General features: G+C 39.0%; 17 protein-coding genes. 6 read left to right on the forward strand and 11 right to left on the reverse strand.

Going from position 1 to position 18,221, the window contains the following annotated elements:
* The first annotated feature begins 57 nt into the window (after positions 1–57).
* Positions 58–549 (forward strand): GTP-binding protein, encoded by a 492-nt coding sequence (locus tag Q2U82_RS02265; protein WP_410006115.1) that lies wholly within the window; start codon positions 58–60, stop codon positions 547–549.
* Positions 550–553: 4 nt separating this feature from the next.
* Here Q2U82_RS02265 and era read toward each other — a convergent pair whose 3' ends face one another.
* On the reverse strand, positions 554–1,438 hold the full coding sequence (gene era / locus Q2U82_RS02270) for a GTPase Era (RefSeq protein ID WP_410006116.1): 885 nt from the start codon (positions 1,436–1,438) through the stop codon (positions 554–556).
* A gap of 100 nt (positions 1,439–1,538) precedes the next feature.
* Between era and Q2U82_RS02275 the strand changes: the two genes are divergently transcribed.
* The 5 genes from Q2U82_RS02275 (at position 1,539) to Q2U82_RS02295 (ending at position 5,845) form a co-directional block, all read left to right on the forward strand.
* On the forward strand, positions 1,539–1,709 hold the full coding sequence (locus tag Q2U82_RS02275; RefSeq protein ID WP_157881732.1) for a DUF5522 domain-containing protein: 171 nt from the start codon (positions 1,539–1,541) through the stop codon (positions 1,707–1,709).
* Entirely contained in the window at positions 1,648–2,163 is a 516-nt protein-coding gene (locus Q2U82_RS02280) for a GxxExxY protein (protein ID WP_410006117.1), read from the forward strand. Before Q2U82_RS02275 ends, Q2U82_RS02280 begins: the two co-directional genes overlap by 62 nt.
* A gap of 78 nt (positions 2,164–2,241) precedes the next feature.
* Positions 2,242–4,260 carry a urocanate hydratase gene (locus Q2U82_RS02285; RefSeq protein WP_410006118.1) on the forward strand — a complete coding sequence of 673 codons (2,019 nt, stop codon included), beginning with the start codon at positions 2,242–2,244 and terminating at the stop codon, positions 4,258–4,260.
* 12 nt (positions 4,261–4,272) lie between these two features.
* Complete coding sequence (locus Q2U82_RS02290) at positions 4,273–4,812, forward strand: DUF4136 domain-containing protein (RefSeq protein ID WP_410006119.1); 540 nt, start codon at positions 4,273–4,275, stop codon at positions 4,810–4,812.
* 121 nt (positions 4,813–4,933) lie between these two features.
* Positions 4,934–5,845 carry a hypothetical protein gene (locus Q2U82_RS02295; RefSeq protein WP_410006120.1) on the forward strand — a complete coding sequence of 304 codons (912 nt, stop codon included), beginning with the start codon at positions 4,934–4,936 and terminating at the stop codon, positions 5,843–5,845.
* A 64-nt stretch (positions 5,846–5,909) separates the two neighbouring features.
* Here Q2U82_RS02295 and Q2U82_RS02300 read toward each other — a convergent pair whose 3' ends face one another.
* From Q2U82_RS02300 to Q2U82_RS02345, 10 genes are all read right to left on the reverse strand, one after another.
* Positions 5,910–7,520 carry a T9SS type A sorting domain-containing protein gene (locus Q2U82_RS02300; protein WP_410006121.1) on the reverse strand — a complete coding sequence of 537 codons (1,611 nt, stop codon included), beginning with the start codon at positions 7,518–7,520 and terminating at the stop codon, positions 5,910–5,912.
* A 10-nt stretch (positions 7,521–7,530) separates the two neighbouring features.
* Entirely contained in the window at positions 7,531–7,662 is a 132-nt protein-coding gene (locus Q2U82_RS02305) for a hypothetical protein (protein WP_410006122.1), read from the reverse strand.
* 184 nt (positions 7,663–7,846) lie between these two features.
* A complete protein-coding gene (locus Q2U82_RS02310) occupies positions 7,847–9,454 on the reverse strand; it encodes a tetratricopeptide repeat protein (protein ID WP_410006123.1) in 1,608 nt (535 codons plus the stop codon).
* 45 nt (positions 9,455–9,499) lie between these two features.
* Positions 9,500–11,872, reverse strand: coding sequence for a hypothetical protein (locus tag Q2U82_RS02315; RefSeq protein ID WP_410006124.1), 2,373 nt, complete (start codon positions 11,870–11,872; stop codon positions 9,500–9,502).
* Positions 11,847–12,896 (reverse strand): hypothetical protein, encoded by a 1,050-nt coding sequence (locus Q2U82_RS02320; protein ID WP_410006125.1) that lies wholly within the window; start codon positions 12,894–12,896, stop codon positions 11,847–11,849. Before Q2U82_RS02320 ends, Q2U82_RS02315 begins: the two co-directional genes overlap by 26 nt.
* Positions 12,896–14,896: a thiamine pyrophosphate-dependent enzyme gene (locus Q2U82_RS02325; protein WP_410007115.1), complete on the reverse strand. Its 2,001-nt coding sequence runs from the start codon at positions 14,894–14,896 to the stop codon at positions 12,896–12,898. The genes Q2U82_RS02320 and Q2U82_RS02325 overlap by 1 nt, the downstream gene beginning before the upstream one ends.
* Before the next feature lie 105 nt (positions 14,897–15,001).
* Positions 15,002–16,288, reverse strand: coding sequence for a dihydrolipoamide acetyltransferase family protein (locus Q2U82_RS02330; protein WP_410006126.1), 1,287 nt, complete (start codon positions 16,286–16,288; stop codon positions 15,002–15,004).
* A 75-nt stretch (positions 16,289–16,363) separates the two neighbouring features.
* Positions 16,364–16,963 carry a transferase hexapeptide repeat family protein gene (locus tag Q2U82_RS02335; protein ID WP_410006127.1) on the reverse strand — a complete coding sequence of 200 codons (600 nt, stop codon included), beginning with the start codon at positions 16,961–16,963 and terminating at the stop codon, positions 16,364–16,366.
* Between the two features lie 52 nt (positions 16,964–17,015).
* Entirely contained in the window at positions 17,016–17,384 is a 369-nt protein-coding gene (locus tag Q2U82_RS02340; protein ID WP_062622627.1) for a four helix bundle protein, read from the reverse strand.
* Positions 17,385–17,466: 82 nt separating this feature from the next.
* Complete coding sequence (locus Q2U82_RS02345; RefSeq protein WP_410006128.1) at positions 17,467–18,219, reverse strand: enoyl-CoA hydratase/isomerase family protein; 753 nt, start codon at positions 18,217–18,219, stop codon at positions 17,467–17,469.
* Positions 18,220–18,221: the final 2 nt, after the last annotated feature.

An 18,221-nucleotide genomic window follows, 5' to 3' on the forward strand; every position in this document is an offset into this window, starting at 1 on the left:
CTTTTAGTTGGCAGAAAAAATACTATTTTAACGGCTTTAAAAATAAATAATTAAAGAATGCTTTCCAATGAAATTGTATTGCGCCCACGTTTCCAAATGGAACTTGAAGAACCTTGTTCACACTTGGTTATGAAATTTTCGGAAGTAAAAAAATCGCAAAATAGATTTGTAATTTCCTGCGTGGACGACCATATTTTTATAAAATTGCCGAAACGGGAACAGCACTTTTGGTCGCCGCAACTGCATTTGGAAATAACTGAAAAAGATGAAAACTCCTGTTCCCTCCACGGTTTTTTCGGGCCGAACCCAACCGTTTGGACCATGTTTATGTTTTTGCATGTTGCAGTTGGAATTCTATTTATGGTAGATTTAACTTGGTTGTACTCCAATTACAAATTAGAGAATTCAATAACCATTCAAATTGTAATTGCAGCAATTTTGGTATTGGCTTGGATTTTACTGTATTTCGCCGGAGCCATGGGAAAGAAAAAAGGAAAACCCGGAATGCGCGAGCTTTATGATTTTATGCTGAAAACAATTCAATCATAATTCGTTATTGATTGTAGCCGAATCTTCGTAGCTGCCTTTCATTACTTCTCCAATCTTTATTCACCTTCACATAAAGTTCGAGGTGGATTTGCTTTCCAAAGAATTTCTCCAAATCCTTTCGGGCTTCAGTGCCCACGCGCTTTAAAGCTGAACCTTTGTGACCGATGATAATCCCTTTTTGCGTTTCGCGCTCCACCATAATTATACTGCGGATTCGGATGATATTTTCGTCCTCAAAAAATTCCTCGGTATCAATTTCAACGGAATAGGGAATCTCCTTTTTGTAGTGCATCAATATTTTTTCGCGAATGGCTTCGTTTACGAAAAATCGCTCGGGTTTATCAGTCAACTGATCTTTTGGATAAAATGGCGGCGACTCGGGCAACAATTCAATTATTCGATTAAAAACTTCGGGGACACCAAAATTTTGTAGTGCCGAAATAGCAAATATTTCAGCGTTCGGAACTTTTTCCTGCCACATTTTTAAAGCTTCGGAAAGCAATTCCTCATTGCCTTTGTCAATTTTATTTATCAGCAATAAAACTGGAATTTTTGAATTGGTTATTTTGTTGAAAAACGCTTCATCTTTCAGCTCCTTTTCGCCCAATTCAACCAAATACAAAAGAATATCGGCATCCTCAAAAGCAGATTTCACAAAATCCATCATACTTTCCTGCAATTGGTACGCAGGTTTTATGATTCCGGGTGTATCGCTCAAAAGCACTTGAAAGTCATCGCCGTTCACAATTCCCAAAATGCGGTGACGGGTGGTCTGCGCCTTGGAAGTAATAATGGAAAGCCGTTCACCTACAAAGGCGTTCATCAACGTACTTTTGCCCACGTTTGGGTTTCCTATAATATTTACGAATCCAGCCTTGTGTTTTGTCATTTCTTTAGAATTGATATTGCAAATTTAAGGCTTAAATCCCGAAACAATGGATTTGGTTCAATTTTAAAACTTTCAGCCTTGAAATCCTTACTTTTGTGAAATGCTTTTTCCAAAGAAAAAAATAGAACTCGAAGAAGGCGATTATTACCTAACGCCCGAAGGCTACAAGTGTTTTACGGAACAGTACCACTTAAAACGCGGATATTGCTGTGAAAGTGGCTGCCGTCATTGTCCGTACGGTTTTGACAAAAAAACTGGGAAGCATCAATAAACTCTGTGTGCTCTGTGCCTTTGCGGTTAATTTTCTCCACCGCGAAGGCGCAGAGAACGCAAAGAAAATATTCAAAATGACTGAGAACGAAATATCTTCAAAAATAATCGGTGCGGGTATTGAAGTCCACAAACAACTTGGACCTGGGTTATTGGAAAGCACCTATGAAGTTTGTTTAGCGCATGAGTTAAAATTGATGGGGTTGGAAGTGAAGCAACAGGTTCCCTTGCCAATTATTTATAAAGAAATTAAACTGAATGCTGGGTATAGAATTGATATGATTGTGGAAAATAAAGTTATTGTCGAAATTAAATCTGTTGACGCATTGGCCCCGATACATACTGCCCAAATATTGACTTATTTAAAGTTAAAAGAAGTAAAACTTGGACTTTTAATAAATTTCAATTCTGTAAAATTAATTGATGGACTCAAAAGAATCGTAAACAATTTATAACTCTGCGCCCTCTGCGTCTCTGCGGTTAATTTTCTCCACCACGAAGGCGCAGAGAACGCAAAGAAAAATATATAAAAAATGACTTTTAAAGAACTAATTCAACAAGGCATTCCTTCAGTTTTACCTGAAAAGAAACCTTATGACCCATCCATAAACCACGCACCAAAACGAAAGGAAATCCTTTCAAAGGAAGAAAAGGAACTCGCGCTGCGCAATGCACTTCGCTATTTTGAGCCGAAACAGCACGCCACGCTCCTACCCGAATTTCGCGAGGAGCTGGAAAAATACGGGCGCATTTATATGTATCGTTTCCGTCCCGATTATAAAATGTATGCCCGGCCCATTGAGGAATATCCCGGAAAATGTGAGCAGGCAAAGGCGATTATGCTGATGATCCAAAACAATTTGGATTATGCCGTGGCGCAACATCCGCATGAGTTGATTACCTATGGCGGTAACGGCGCGGTTTTTCAAAACTGGGCGCAGTACCTTTTGGTGATGAAATACCTTTCTGAAATGACCGACGAGCAAACCTTAGCTGTTTATTCTGGGCATCCGATGGGTTTATTTCCTTCACATAAAGACGCGCCGCGAGTGGTGGTTACCAACGGAATGATGATTCCGAATTATTCAAAACCGGACGATTGGGAAAAATTCAATGCGCTCGGCGTAACCCAATACGGTCAAATGACCGCGGGAAGTTATATGTACATTGGTCCGCAGGGAATCGTTCACGGAACCACGATCACGGTTTTGAACGGTTTCAGAAAAATTAAAAAAGAGCCAAAGGGCGGCTTGTTCGTAACTTCCGGTCTCGGCGGAATGAGCGGCGCGCAACCCAAAGCCGGAAATATTGCAGGCTGTGTGACGGTCTGCGCCGAAGTAAACAAAAAAGCTACGGAAACCAGACATAGCCAAGGCTGGGTGGATGAAGTAATTTCAGATTTGGATATGCTTTCAAAACGCGTAAAAGAAGCATTGGCGAATAAGGAAACCGTTTCGATTGCCTACGACGGAAATGTGGTGGAAGTCTGGGAAAAATTTGCCGAGGAAAACATTCATATTGATTTGGGAAGTGACCAAACTTCACTTCACAATCCCTGGGCTGGAGGGTATTACCCAGTTGGGTTGAGTTATGAGGAAGCCAACGAAATGATGGCAAACAATCCCGAACAATTCAAAAAAGAAGTGCAAAAAAGTTTGCGCCGCCAAGTGGAAGCCATCAACAAGCACACTGCAAAAGGCACATATTTCTTCGACTACGGAAATGCTTTTCTTTTGGAAGCCTCGCGAGCAGGTGCAAAAATTTACAAGGATAAGAATGGAGCGTTCGTGAGCTCCCCTTCCCTTCGGGAAGGGGCTGGGGGATGGGCCTATCCCTCCTATGTGCAGGATATTATGGGCCCAATGTGTTTCGATTACGGTTTTGGACCGTTCCGTTGGGTATGCGCTTCGGGAAAACCCGAAGATCTTCAAAAGACCGATGAAATAGCTTGTGAGGTTTTGGAGGAATTGATGAAAAATTCGCCAAAGGAAATCCAGCAACAAATGCAGGATAACATCACTTGGATTAAAGGCGCACAGGAAAACAAATTGGTCGTTGGTTCGCAAGCGCGCATACTTTATGCAGATTCTGACGGACGTGTGCAGATTGCTTTGGCTTTCAACAAAGCAATTTCCGAAGGAAAAATTGGCCCGGTAGTTTTGGGGCGTGACCATCACGATGTTTCGGGGACCGATTCGCCGTATCGCGAAACTTCAAATATATACGATGGTAGCAGGTTTACGGCCGATATGGCCATCCAAAATGTAATTGGCGATAGCTTTCGTGGCGCAACTTGGGTGAGCATCCACAACGGTGGCGGCGTAGGTTGGGGCGAAGTGATAAACGGTGGTTTCGGAATGGTTCTTGATGGTAGTACCGATGCGCAACGGCGACTTGAAAATATGCTTTTCTGGGATGTGAATAACGGAATAGCCAGACGCAGTTGGGCACGGAATGACGAAGCTGTCTTCGCAATAAAACGCGCGATGGAAAATAATCCGCAGTTGAAGGTTACGCTTCCAAATTTTGTTGACGATAAATTATTCAAATAAAAAATTACTCCTATGAAAGCACTTAAATTCTTACCCCTGCTCTTGCTTTTTGTTTTCGCTTCCTGCTCCACCGTTCGCGTGGCGACAGATTTCGATAAAGAAGCAAATTTTAATCAGTACAATTCCTTTGCTTTTTTTAAGCCGGGAATAGACAAGGCTGAAATCAGCGATCTTGACAAAAAACGCATACTTCGCGCTATAGAAGAAAATCTTACCGTAAAAGGAATGTCAAAATCTGAAACTCCAGATTTGCTCGTTAGCATTTTCACCAAAGAGCGTGAGCGCATTGACGTTTACAATAATAATTTTGGTATGGGTTGGGGCTGGAGCCCTTGGTATTATGGAGGTTATTATGGCGGAAGCAACGTTTCCCGCTCAACCGAAGGCACCCTTTATATCGATTTGATTGATGCCAAAACTAACAATCTTGTTTGGCAAGGAATGGGTAGCGCAGATTTAGTAACGAGCAATATGGAAAAAAAGGAAGAGCGTATTCATGAAATTGTGATGAAAATTTTAGCGGAATATCCTCCGGGAGCTATGAAAAAGTAAGTTTTAAAACCCTCAACTAACAAAACCTTATTCTGAAAAAAATAGTTTTAAGAAATAATTTCTTGAAATCTATAGTAAAATCGACCTCATCCGATTTAAAAATTTAAAAAAAAGAAAAGGTATGAAATCATTTAAATTAGTATTGCTCGTATTGTTTGCAAGTTTTGGAATGCAAGCACAGGAATTGGTTACCGGAAAGGCTGTTTTAACTCGCGTGGCCACGGGTATTTATGAAATCAAAAAAGAAGACGGCACGACTAAAAAAATAAACATTCGGCCAAATGAAGACAATCACGTGCAGGGCACACTTGCAGTGCTTTTTAGGGATTGTGAAAAACTGAGGCAATCTGTTTTCGATTCACATCTAGTTACGGAAGGACAATTGATACAAGTAGTTGAAACTTATAACAATTGCGAATACACACCTTTTGAGCCAACAGAAAAGGAGATTAAACAGGCCGCGAATTTTCAAGGGGATGAATATAAACTTTTCGCGAGCATTGGTGGTTCTTTAAACCGCATCAGTTTTTTCAATTTTGACGATTACGAAAATTTAACACAAGGGCAAGCAAGTTTTGGTATTGCCGCAACTCCTGGTTTTATTGGTTCCCTACAAGGCAATCTATATGTTACTTTGGAAGTGAATGCTGCATTTTCTGGCGATAAGGATTTTGGAAACTCTCCTTTCGAAACAAATTTTCGGAAGGATTCACAAAAAGCAAATTTAGGTTTAGAATACCACTTCAATAAAAATGGTTCAATTAGGCCTTTAATTGGTATTGGGATTGGTCTTTCAAGCGACCATTACAAAGGAAATTACAACGGTTACGATTTAAATGAAAGAGATGGAAGTGCGTTTGCCATTCCCAAATTGGGCGTTTTATTTTCTTTGGATGAGAAAAAATCGCTGGGTGTAATTTTAAGCTACATTCCCGAATATGAAAATGATCTTTCTTTCAGAACGGAAGACGATATAATTCCTTTGATAGTTGATACACATTATATAAATGCTGGTTTGTATCTTTATTTTTAAATGATAACAAAAAGAAAGCCTCCCAAAATACTGGGAGGCCTTCAACAATTGGGGATATATATGCCTACTGTTTAACCAGTTTTATTCCTTTTTTAAATCCTTCATTTGTAGAAACATTCATAAAATAAATTCCAGATTCCCAGTTTTGGGTATTGATATTTGTTTCAGTTTCGCCATTATATTTGGCGCTAAACAATTGTTGACCCAAAACATTACATATTGAAACCGTTTCGATAGGTGAATTGCTTTTTAAAACCATTTCTTCTTCCACAGGATTTACGAAGAATATGGAAACATTTGAAAATTCTTCAACTCCTACTGTTTCATCTTCAACATTTTGGGCATATATTTTTAAACCAGTTCCTTTGTCTTCAGCAAAAACTGCCACATTTTGCATATTTGCTTCCTTTGTAAAATTTACTCTGTTTTTTGCAGCTGCAAAGGTCGCTACTGGACGGGTTTCTTCCGGCCAGGCAAAGTCGCCGTTTTCATCCAAATAAACAACGTTTAAAGTGGTTGGCGATACTCCGTTGTTCTCTCCTTCCTCCATTAAGAAAAGTGGATTGCCATTTCTTAGACGAAGTGACCCTGAATGGGATATATCATTGCCTATTGGAAATACAACTTTAGCATTATCCGTCAATTCACGCGCGCCAGAATCCTTGTCAAATTTTTGAACATATTCACCTCGTTCACTTTGGTTAGGATTTGTATAGGTTGCAACGGCCCATACATATTGCGATCCTGTTTGAAAAGCGATTTCAGTATCCATTTCATAATCCGTTTCATTAGTATCAAAATCGGAACCATTGATCCCCCAAGGCAATGTTCCGTCCGGATCTATTCGTTGTAAATAGGAATCAAAACGAGTTCCGGCAGAAGCAAAATAGCCCATATACACAACATCACCATCTTGCAAACCTGTATAGGAACGGTTAAAAGCGGTAGCTCTATCCGCAATCTGCACGGCATTTGCCCATACTGGATTTCCGTCTGTATCATATCGTTGCGCATACAGATTTGAATTTATACCACTTAACAGTTTATGAAAAACCGCAATATATTCTCCCCCAGAAATTTCAAAGAAATTGCCTGGAGCAGCAAAGCCTGAACCAGCAGTTATTGGCTGGTTTGTTGGCCAAACCGCATTCCCACTTCCGTCATATTTTTGCATTACAGCGCCAGATGGTCCTAACCAGCTAACAATAGCGCCACCAGCAGAAAGTGGCAAAACAGTAACTATGTTTCCACTGCCCACATTTACACCATTGGCACCCCATAAATGGTTGCCGGCAGCATCCATTTTGAAAACATAGGCAGGATCTCCACCTCCGGTTCCGGTTACACCTATATAAAGATGATCATCCATATCAACTATTGTACTCATTATTACGGTAAAACTGCTCATTGGTATTTGGTCGCTTACCAGCATTCCATCATTCCCTAATGTTCGGTTTCCGTCGGCATCCATAACTTGCATTCGCAGTTCAATGTTGGTAGGCGCCCCAACGTTTTTCCAATAAACCACATAGGTTTGTCCGTCCGTAGTTCCTTTGGCTTGTACATCAAGTTCGCCAGATTCAGCCACAAGTGTATTTGTATCTGTATCTGTTGTCCATTGCGCGTGGGCTATAAACATGGTTAGTAAACAAGTAATTGTGAAAAAATTTCTCATAATGTTAATTTTAGTTTGACTTATTTGTTTGGTTATCTTTTTTATCCAATTCTTGAATTATTTTTTTTAAAGCATTTTTTTTATCCTTATTGTTTTTAAAAAACTCATCCAATTCCATTTTATCTTTCGTTTTTCTTTTCATTGCAATTCCTGGGTTTTCAAAACTTTTTCAAAAGTAGCTGGAGAAATAAAAGAAACATAATTTTTAGCCCTATCAAATACACTCCTAGTAAAAAAACAACCATAGCATCACCACTCAATTCTCATTAAAGAATTGATATACAGTAATTTATTTAAATCTTAGTAACTAAAAAAATTGGGATATTTTATCCGAAGGAAGATAAATATGCAGATAAATCTGTGTGAGAATTTGTAATATCCAGTTTTTTTCGAAGACGTGTTCGGGCATTTTCAACAGATTTTGAAGATTGCCCAGTAATTTGAGCAATCTCTTTTGAAGTAAGATTTAATTTTAAAAGCGCGCAAAGTCGCTTGTCTCGAGAAGTTAAATCTGGGTGCTTTTCGGTCAAGTTGTTATAAAACGATTCGTGGACTTGCTCAAAACGCAGTTCAAATTCTTCCCAAACATTGCTTGAAGTGTCGCGCTTCAATCTTTTTACAATATAATCAATTGCGTTTTGGGTCTCTTTTTTGGCCGCTTTCAGTTTTATTTCCTTTAAATCGTTTAAAATATCCTCTATTATTTCTGTGCGATGCATTTCTATCATCGCTTTCCCTATCAACTCTTTATTTTTTAACTCCAGATTTGTATTTAATTCTTTCTGCTTTGCATTGGCCAACTGTTTTTCCAGCTCTGCCCTTTTCAGTTTGTTTCGAAAACGGTATAAAAGCATCCCTAAAAACAATAAAAGAGCGAGCAGACCCAAAAGAATAATGTAATTGCGGGATTCTCGTTTGCTTTCTTCAAGCTCCCTTATTTTTTCCTTGTTTCTGTATTCTTCCCCAATCAACAGTTTTTCAACATTTACCCGTTTGTCTTCCAAGTTTAAGGTGTCGCCAATGGCAGAATATTTTTCGAAATAAGTGGCTGCTTTTTCAAACTCACCTTTTGCAATATATCCTTTGTAAAGAAAGCCTACGGCACGTTGCTGTTCAAAACCGAAAGGAGCAACGCGGTCTAAATTTTTTACCGCCTTTTCAGCAAAATAAACCACTGAATCGGGCATTTCGGCGTCCAAATAAAACTCTGAAAGTTCATTATACAACCAGGCAGCACCTCGCGGGTTCACACCGTTCTCAACATCTGCTATAGCCTTGTTGAAATACATTTTCGCTATATCTGGCATATCTTTCCGAATATAACAACGGGCAAGATTGGTATGCAAAAACATTTTTAAATCTGGATCTGCAATGTTTTGTGAAAGTTGAAGCGATTTTTTAAAATATACCAAAGACGAATCTACTTCCCTATCCAGAAAAAGGCTTCCCATATTGTTGAGAATTTTGGCCAAATTTAAAGTGTCACTTTTCTCCTTCTGGGAATTGTAAACTTTTTTGAAATATACCAAGGCCTTTTCATTATTGTCCGTTCGTGCATAAACAATAGCGAGGTTATTTTCCAATTTAAACCGCTCTGAAGCTGGCCGATTTTCGTAGAAATCATAAGCCTTTAAGTAATGCTCCAACGCAATATCCAGCGCATCTTTGGTAAAATAAATATTGCCGAGAGCATTATAAAAATCGGCCAAGGTTTTTTCTGACTTGGATTTTAAAGCACTTTCCTTCGCAACATCCATATAATTTAGTGCTCGTTCCCAATCGTCATTCGACAATTTTGAAGCAATTTTGATGCTCAATCTGGCTTTTTCACTTTCAGAAGAGGTTTGAGCCAAACTGTCCATCAAAACGGAAACGCCTTCTTGGGCAACCGCTGAGTGAACAAAGAATAGAAATAAAAGGAAACGAAAAAGCATAATTTAAAACTATCAAAATATTTAATTATCCCAAATATTGAGCCGCTACATCCCTAAAAACACCCTATACCAACTGCATTCTTTAATTACCTCTGCCTCAAAAGCAGTATCAGAATAATCATTTTTCAGGATTTGGAAATAATCTCTATGATCGCCACAAACCTCAATCCTGTATCTGTAATTTGCATTCCGCTCTGTTGTATAGCAATAATTTGTTTTGGCGAGCATAAAAATAGCTTTTGCTTTGGTTTCTTTGCTCCCCTTCGTCTCTGTCGCTTTTTTAAAATATTTGGTGGCGTTCTTTAAAAATTCGGAATTCGTGCTTTTTTGTTGGCCATCGGAATCATAATCATATCCCAAAATATAGTTCCGGTCATTATTGCCAATATATTGAAGGGTGTTCAAAAACCATCCGCGTGCACTTGTGTTGTACCACGCGTTTCCCAACATATAATAATAGTCCGCAGCATTTTCGGGATCATTTTTTGCCAATTCCTCAAGTTTTTTAAAGGTCTGGGCCAGCTTCAGTTTATTGTCTGCATAGGTTTCTTCAAGTTCGATTTTTGGAGCATCATCACCAAAAAGCTTTTTATATTTTAAATGAATTTTATCTGACTTTTCGGAAAATGGAGTATCAAAATACTCCCGGATAGCGCCGGAAAATAATTCAGTCCTAATATTTTTTCCGTAAAAAACAGATGGATTTTCTATTTTTTTGAAATAGGAAATCGCTTTATCCAACTGGTTTTGCTGAAAATACCACGTGCCTTTCAATTCATTTACATAATCTTGCGGATTGCTTTTCAGTTTTGACACAATCAATTTTTCATAATCAGTCTTTGCTGGAAGATTTATAAAATTTTGGATCTTTTGAATAACCTCATCCGCAACAAATTCATTCTTATAATGCAGTTTCCAATGGTTTCCCAAATCAGCTTCAGCCCTTTCAAAAGAATACTGGGTATTTTCCCAACCATATTCCATACTCCCCAAAAGTGAAACAATTACATTGCCATCTTTTTTATATAAATCTGAAATGGAATTAAAGAAAAATGCGGTTAACGGTCGGGATTCATTAAGTTGTGTGTCCGACTTCAATTTCGAAAAAAGCAACCCAATTTGTTTTCTGTCCAAGGTTTTTAGTTGCAATATTTCAATGGAAAAAGACAGGCGTTTGGCTTGCGGATACAGCTCACTATTTTTTTCAACTTTAGAAACCGATAGTGCTGCATTTTTGAAATCATCGTTTTTTAAATAGGTTGCCGAAAGAACGATTCTCCAGAAATCCTTTCTCAAAACAGCCTTATTTTCAACTTGGGTTTTTGCTATTTCTTGAAGGGTTTGCAAAGGTTCAAAATCAAGTGCTCTTTCAGTCTCAAAATTTTCAAACCATTTGTTGTAATTATTAGCGAATATTTTATTCTGAAGTTTATCAACCTCACGGATAGCAAGTACTTCCAAATAAGGAGAATTCGGGTTTTTCTCCTGTAATTGCTGCATCTCTTTGGAAATACTGCCGTTGTAATAATACGATTTGAAAAAAGATTGAATTTCCGCATAACCGTTATCGGTAAAAAAATCGTCATTAAGTTGCGGGTTGGACCAATCAAAATATTTTAAACTTAGGGCGCAACTTCTTCGGCGTGAAGGGACTTTTAAATAAACCTCTAAAAATCCCTTGGAAGCTTCCTGAAATTTTTGAAGATTATAGGCCGCCCCCGAACGTTGTTCCAAAGCGAGATAATAAATATAGGGCGCTTCGGAATCCAACTTCAGAAAATTATCGAAATATTGCAGCGCAGCTTCGTTCTCTTGAAGATAATGCGCCAAACGCACAATTTGATAGGCATACCTATTCTTTAAAAAGGAATTGGTTTCGGCCTTATAATTTTTCATAGCGAGTTCCAACAACTCAGGCTTCTGGTCATAATCATCGCTTTTCTCTCCCTGATACCAACCGTTGCCGCCGTTTTTATTGCTGCTAATTCCTTCGCATTGCTTTGCCAGCAACATATATTTAGCGAATGGTTTTTGAAGGTTTTTATTTATTTTATTCGCCATAATTCCATTAACAACATTGGAATTATTGTCTTCAAGTTTTTGATACCAATCTGAAGTTTCGGAATAAATTAGCTGATAAAGAACTTCTTCGCTTAAATTTTTTCCGAAGAATTTGCGCCAATCCTCCAAGTTTTCCTGCGTAGCAGTCAAGGTCTCTGGAAATTCGCAAAACGTGCTCCACGGGCAGTTTAAAAAAGGGTAAAGAGAGGCATCGCCAACAATTTTTTGGTCTATTACGGGATAATAAAGCTCTTCATATTCCGGGGCATAGCCACAAAAATTATTCGGCTTTTCTGCGGCAAATGAAAATGCTGAAACAAATAAACTAACACTAACGTAAAGTTTCCAAGAGTTCATTTAAATTTAAATTTTGAAGCGTGGAGGAATTTATATGATATAAAATTACAGAATAATCCCGACCCGCAGCTTTAGAAATCATTTTCTGAAGTTTTTTAAATTCTGAAAAGGTTACGTCTTCCATTCTTAGTTTATCTCCTTTATAAACAAAGCTTCCATTTATAAAGGCATCTTCTGAAGCAACAAACCAATTTTCAGCTTCTGAAACCGTAAAATTTTCGTTGAGCTGCTTTTCCTCAATATCTGATAAAATACCAACCAATTGTCCTTCCCGATATAATACTCCCCAACTGAAAATGGGCAAGGCAACATTAAATGGCAATGGATATTCGTGAAGTCTGGAAAGGTATAAAGAGGTTTTTTCAATATTTAAAATTGAGTTAGTCTCTTCCATCGAGCCCAAATCGCCAACATTATAAAACATAATGGTAGCTTCATCAACCGGCGGAACTCCTGTTTTTTCTGGAAATTTTACTTGATGGAGCCTGACGGTAGCGGAAAATTTAATAGAATTTTCGCCGAATTGGCTCAATAAATCACTTTTTTGCAATTCCTCCAAAAAAGTAAAATACGATTCTTTTGTGCTTACAGTCCAATCGCAATCAATTTGAATCTGTGGAAAAATAATATTTCCATTGAAATGCTGAGACTTTAACCGAAGTATTTTCTCCAAAGTTTGCCCAGCAATATATTTCAATTGTGAAGGTTTCGTCGTTTTCTCAAAAACCTCATTTGTTATGTAAATTACAGGAATTATTTGCAAGCCCAAAGTTGAATCTTTAGCTGGCATTTGAAGCGTTGCGGTAGGTAAAACTTGATTTTCCTGTTGGTTATAACTCAAATCAAAAAAACGTAAGTACAGTTTTTTGGAATTCGCTTTTTTCAATAATTGCTTTTCGTTTTCTGAAATGGAATATTTTGTTTTCCAATGATAAAACGAAACGCTTTTTGCTTCATTTTCTTTACAGGCTTGAAAGCAAAATAAAACGAGAAAACACAAAGTGGCTACTGCAATTTTTTTCATCAGTAGTTCAAAACTTCCAAAATCTTTTGCTTCACTTTTTCAGTTGAAGGAATCATCGTTTCTTCCAAAGTTGAATTGAGCGGAATTGCCGGCATATTTTCAGAACCAATCAGCATAACGGGCGCATCCAATTGCTGGAAACATTCCTCTTGAATTCTTCCCTGCAAGCCTCGGGAAAACCCATTTTCTGAAGGTTCTTCAGTTACAACAAGACATTTTCCACATTTTTTTACGCTTTTGAAAACCGTGTCATAATCCAAAGGATGAAGCGTTCGAAGGTCAACTACTTCAATTTTATCCTGCATTCCAAGTTCTTCGGAAGCGTTCATAGCCCAATGCACGCCCATTCCGTAGGTAATTATAGAAAGTGTTTCCTCTTCTTCCTGTTTCCAGATTTCCTGTAAAACCCAAGCTTTTCCGAAAGGCAAAATATAATCTTCGGAGGGCATCAGCGATGTTGCGCCTTTGGTTCCTTTCACTTTGCTCCAATACAAACCTTTGTGTTCAAAAATCACAACTGGATTTGGATCGTAATAAGCCGCTTTCAGTAATCCTTTTAAATCGGCGCCATTACTTGGATACGCAATTTTCAACCCGCGAATATTTGTAACCACACTTTCCACGGAAGAAGAATGATAAGGTCCGCCGCTGCCATAAGCGCCAATCGGAACGCGAAGAATCATTGAAACCGGCCATTTTCCATTGGAAAGATAACAGCTTCGGGAAACTTCAGTAAAAAGTTGATTCAGTCCCGGCCAAATATAATCTGCAAATTGAACTTCTACGATTGGTTTCAAGCCGACTGCACTCATCCCGACAGTACTTCCAACAATAAACGCTTCTTGAATTGGCGTATTAAAAACACGATTGTCGCCAAATTTTTGTGCCAAAGTTGCTGCTTCGCGAAATACGCCGCCCAAACGTCCGCCCACATCTTGGCCATAAAGCAAGCACTCAGGATGTTTTGCCATTAATTCTTCAATAGCAAAAAGTGCGCAATCTACCATCACAACTTTTTCGCCACCTATTGGGGAACGCTCGCCAATTTCTTCGGTAATTGTTGTAGGCGCAAAATCGTGGGTAAATAAATCTTCCGGTTTTGGGTCTTCGGCTTTCAAAGCTTTTTCAAGTGATTTTTCGATTTCGGTTTTGATTTCGATTTCGATTTCTTGAAGCTCCTTTTCAGAAAAATCATTCTCCAAAAGCAGTTTCTTCAATTTTGGATAAGGATCGCGACTTCTCGCTTCCTCCAAATCATCGCGATAAAATTCCATCCGAACTCCGGAAGTATGATGATTTAAAAGCGGAACTTTTGCGTGCACCAAAAACGGTCTGCGTTCTTCCCTAATTTTTGAAATTACATCTTGAATTGTATTGTAACTTTCCTCAAAGTCGGTCCCGTCAATGGAAATGGCTTCCAAACCGTGGAATCCTTTGGCATATTCCGCTGCGTTCTGGGCACGTGTTTCGGCCGCATTTGCTGAAATATCCCAACCATTATCCTGCACCAAATATAGAATTGGCAATTGTTTTAAAGCCGCCATTTGGAAGGCTTCAGCTACTTCGCCCTCGGTTACGGAAGCATCTCCTAAACTGCAAACTACAATTGGAGATTCAGAAGTTTCATTTTTAAATTCTGCCTTAAACGATTCTTTATACCAAAACCCCATTGCCACTCCCGTTGCGGGAATGGCCTGCATACCCGTGGCGGAACTTTGGTGTGGAATTTTTGGCTTGTCGTCATCTCTTAAACTTGGGTGGCTGTAATACGTTCTTCCTCCGGAAAATGGATCGTCGCGTTTTGCCAAAACCTGAAGCATCAATTCATACGGCTTCATCCCGATTGCCAGCAACATTGAGTCGTCACGATAATACGGAAAAGCGTAATCCTGCGGTAAAAGTTGCATTCCCACGGCAGCTTGGATTACTTCGTGCCCACGCGAAGTTGCGTGTACGTATTTTGAAACAATCTTGAAGTTTTCTTCATATATCTCTGTCATCGCCTTTGCAGTGACAAGGTTTTTGAAGGCCTTCTTTAATATATCTTTTGAAATATTCACTTTTTTATTCTTAACGAGGTCTCGACTGCGCTCGACCTGACATTATTAAATTTTTCTGTTAGTATCAAACTGTTCCATATAATCCGCAATTCTTCTAAGGAAAGATCCCGCCAAATATCCATCTACAATTCTATGATCAAAGGAAAGTGACAAATACATCATTTGACGTATTTCAATTGTATCACCTTCTTCTCGCTCCATTACTTCAGCGCGCTTTTTTATAATTCCAGTTGCCAAAATTGCGGCTTCGGGTTGGTTGATTATTGGCGTTCCCATCAAACTTCCAAAAGTACCCACATTGCTTATTGTAAAAGTACTGCCCTTTGTTTCGTCCGCTTTTAATTTGTTGTCCCGCGCTTTTCCGACGAGCTCGTTTGTGGTTTCGGCCAATTCTTTTAAGTTCTTTTTATCGGCATTTTTCACCACGGGAACAATCAAGTTTCCCGACGGAAGCGCGGTCGCCATCCCGATATTTATTTCATCTTTTACAATAATATTTTTTCCATCAAGTGTGGAATTGATCATGGGAAAATCTGTAATCGCTTTCGCCACACATTCAATAAACAATGGAGTAAACGTGAGTTTTTCGTTGTATTTTTTCTGAAAAGCGACTTTATTATTATTGCGCCAACTTACCATTTCGGTCAAATCTGCCTCTACATAAGCCGTTACATGTGGCGAAGTGTGCTTGCTGAAAACCATATGGTCGGCTATCATTTGGCGCATACGGTCCATTTCCACGATCTTGCCTTTTCCTTTATCGAATTTCAAATCGGGAACCTGAAATCCCGAAACTTCTGGAATGGCTTGCGCAAACTGGAACGGACGCCCATTTTCAAGATAATTCGTAACATCGCTTTTACGCAGCCGACCCTCTTTTCCAGTTCCGGAAATTCTAGCCAATTCTTCGTAACTGATATGATTTTTGCGAGCAATACTATCAACCAAAGGTGAAATGAAAACGTTTTCGTTTACTTTAAAGGAAGCTGGTGTTGAAATTTGTTTTTGTGCTTTCGGTTTTTCGGAAATTTCGGTTTTAGAAACCGTTTTTTCTGAAGTTTTGCTAGTAGATTTTGGAGCTCCTTTCTCTTCAGAAAACTCCAAAATTGCGATTACTTCCCCCACGGGAACAACATCTTTTGCCTTAAATATATGCTCAAGCATTTTTCCCGAAGCTGGTGCGGGGACTTCATTATCTACTTTATCAGTCGCAACTTCCAGCAATATATCGCCTTCTTCAAAAGAATCGCCTTCGTTTACCAACCAATTGATAATCGTTCCTTCGGTTATGCTCTCGCCCATTTTGGGCATTTTGAATTCTGTTTTATTCATCCTGTCTTATTCCCTTGCGAACTTTGCGGCTTTGCGGTGTATAAATTACCGCAGAGGCGCAGAGAACGCAGAGTTTTATTTATTTTTCCTATATTCTTCCAAAGTTTTATAAAAATCTTCTTGTTTTGGACGATTTGCCGGAATTTCTCGAAGTGGCTCCACTTCTCTTAAACTTTCGTGGCAATCTGTTGGTAATTGCTGGTACAATCGGGTTCCGGCGGTTTTCCACGCAATAATTTCATCTGAAATATCTTTTATTGCTTTTGCGGGATTGCCGACGATCAATTTACGATTCGGGAATTTTTCCTCGGCCTTTACAAAACTCATTGCGCCCACGATGCACTCATCACCAATTTCGGCATCGTCCATAATCACGCTGTTCATTCCAATCAAGCAATTTCGGCCCAAATTCGCTCCGTGGATTATTGCGCCGTGACCAATGTGTGCGCTTTCTTTTAAAATAATACTTTTCCCCGGAAACATATGCACCGTGCAGTTTTCCTGCACATTCACGCCATCTTCCAAAATAATCTCGCCCCAATCGCCACGAATTGCCGCACCTGGACCGATGTAGCAGTTTTTTCCAATTATAACATTTCCAGTAACGGCCGCCAAAGGGTGGACGAAACTGGATTCGTGAACTACCGGAATATGGCCTTTGAAAGAATAAATCATAATTATAGTGGTGAGCGATGAGTGGTGAGAGCGCTTCGCTGTGAGTGGACATCTACTTATTTTTTAAATGATTTCTTAACGAGGAAATCATTTTACCAAGTTCCGTTAGCCTTCTTCTATTTTCTTCATCTGTTTCAAAAGTAATATATTCTCTTAATCTTGCTTTAGTAGAAGCAGCCACACATTCGTGAGAACTGTCCCAGGCCATTTTTAAATAACGAATAAAGTTAGCATCCGTGCTGCCTGAACCTTCTGCAATATTAAAAGCAATAGAATCGGCCGCACGAATAAATTGAGATGATAATTTATAAATTTCGTGGTTAGGAAATTTTTCTACTTGTTTATTTACAAATTCTCCAAAGTCCAATGCCTTTTGATAGACTTGTAAATCTTCGAATTTAAAATGATAATTACTTTTCATATTCTTAAAAATAATAATTATGGCGTTCATCACCCAAAGTAAAACTAGCATTTTGCTCTCACCACTCACCACTAATCACTCATCACTCAAACCGCTTCAACATTTCCTTCGTAAAATCACTTAGCACCAATCTCCCTGAAATTACAGCACGCTCAGCCAAAAGTTCATCCCAATCCTCCGTGCCGCTCCAAAATACTTTTTTCATTTCTTTCATAGCTTCGTGATTGTAATTGCAAAGATTTTCTGCGAAATTTTGAACGGCTTCATCCAATGCTTCCAAAGTATCAAAAACCTGATTGTACAAACCTTTTTGACGCGCCCATTCGGCTTCGTAGAACGAATTTGCATCAATGGCTATTTGGCTCATTGCGCTTAAGCCTAATTTTCTCTCAACTGCGGGACCCACTACAAAGGGGCCGATTCCCACATTTAATTCACTTAACTTAATTGCTGCAAATTTTGTAGCCATACAAAAATCGGTAGCCGAAGCAACGCCCACACCACCACCAACGGTTTTCCCTTGGATTCTACCAATTATAAACTTTGGGCATTTCCGCATCGCGTTGATAACGTTTGCAAATCCGCTGAAAAAAACCTTTCCCGTTTCTGGGTCGTTTATGTTTATCAATTCGTTAAAACTCGCACCCGCACAGAATGTTCTATCGCCGCCGCTTTTCAGAATAATTACTTTCACCTCATCGTTATTTCCAGCTTCGGTGATTGTATTTGCAAGTTTTGCCAACAAATCTCCCGGAAGGCTATTGTGTGCCGGATGGAAGAACTCTATTGTTGCAATTCCTTTTTCGGTTGTTATGTTTACGTATGGTTTTTCCAAAA

The organism is Aequorivita nionensis (assembly GCF_046352995.1).
GTDB lineage: Bacteria > Bacteroidota > Bacteroidia > Flavobacteriales > Flavobacteriaceae > Aequorivita > Aequorivita nionensis.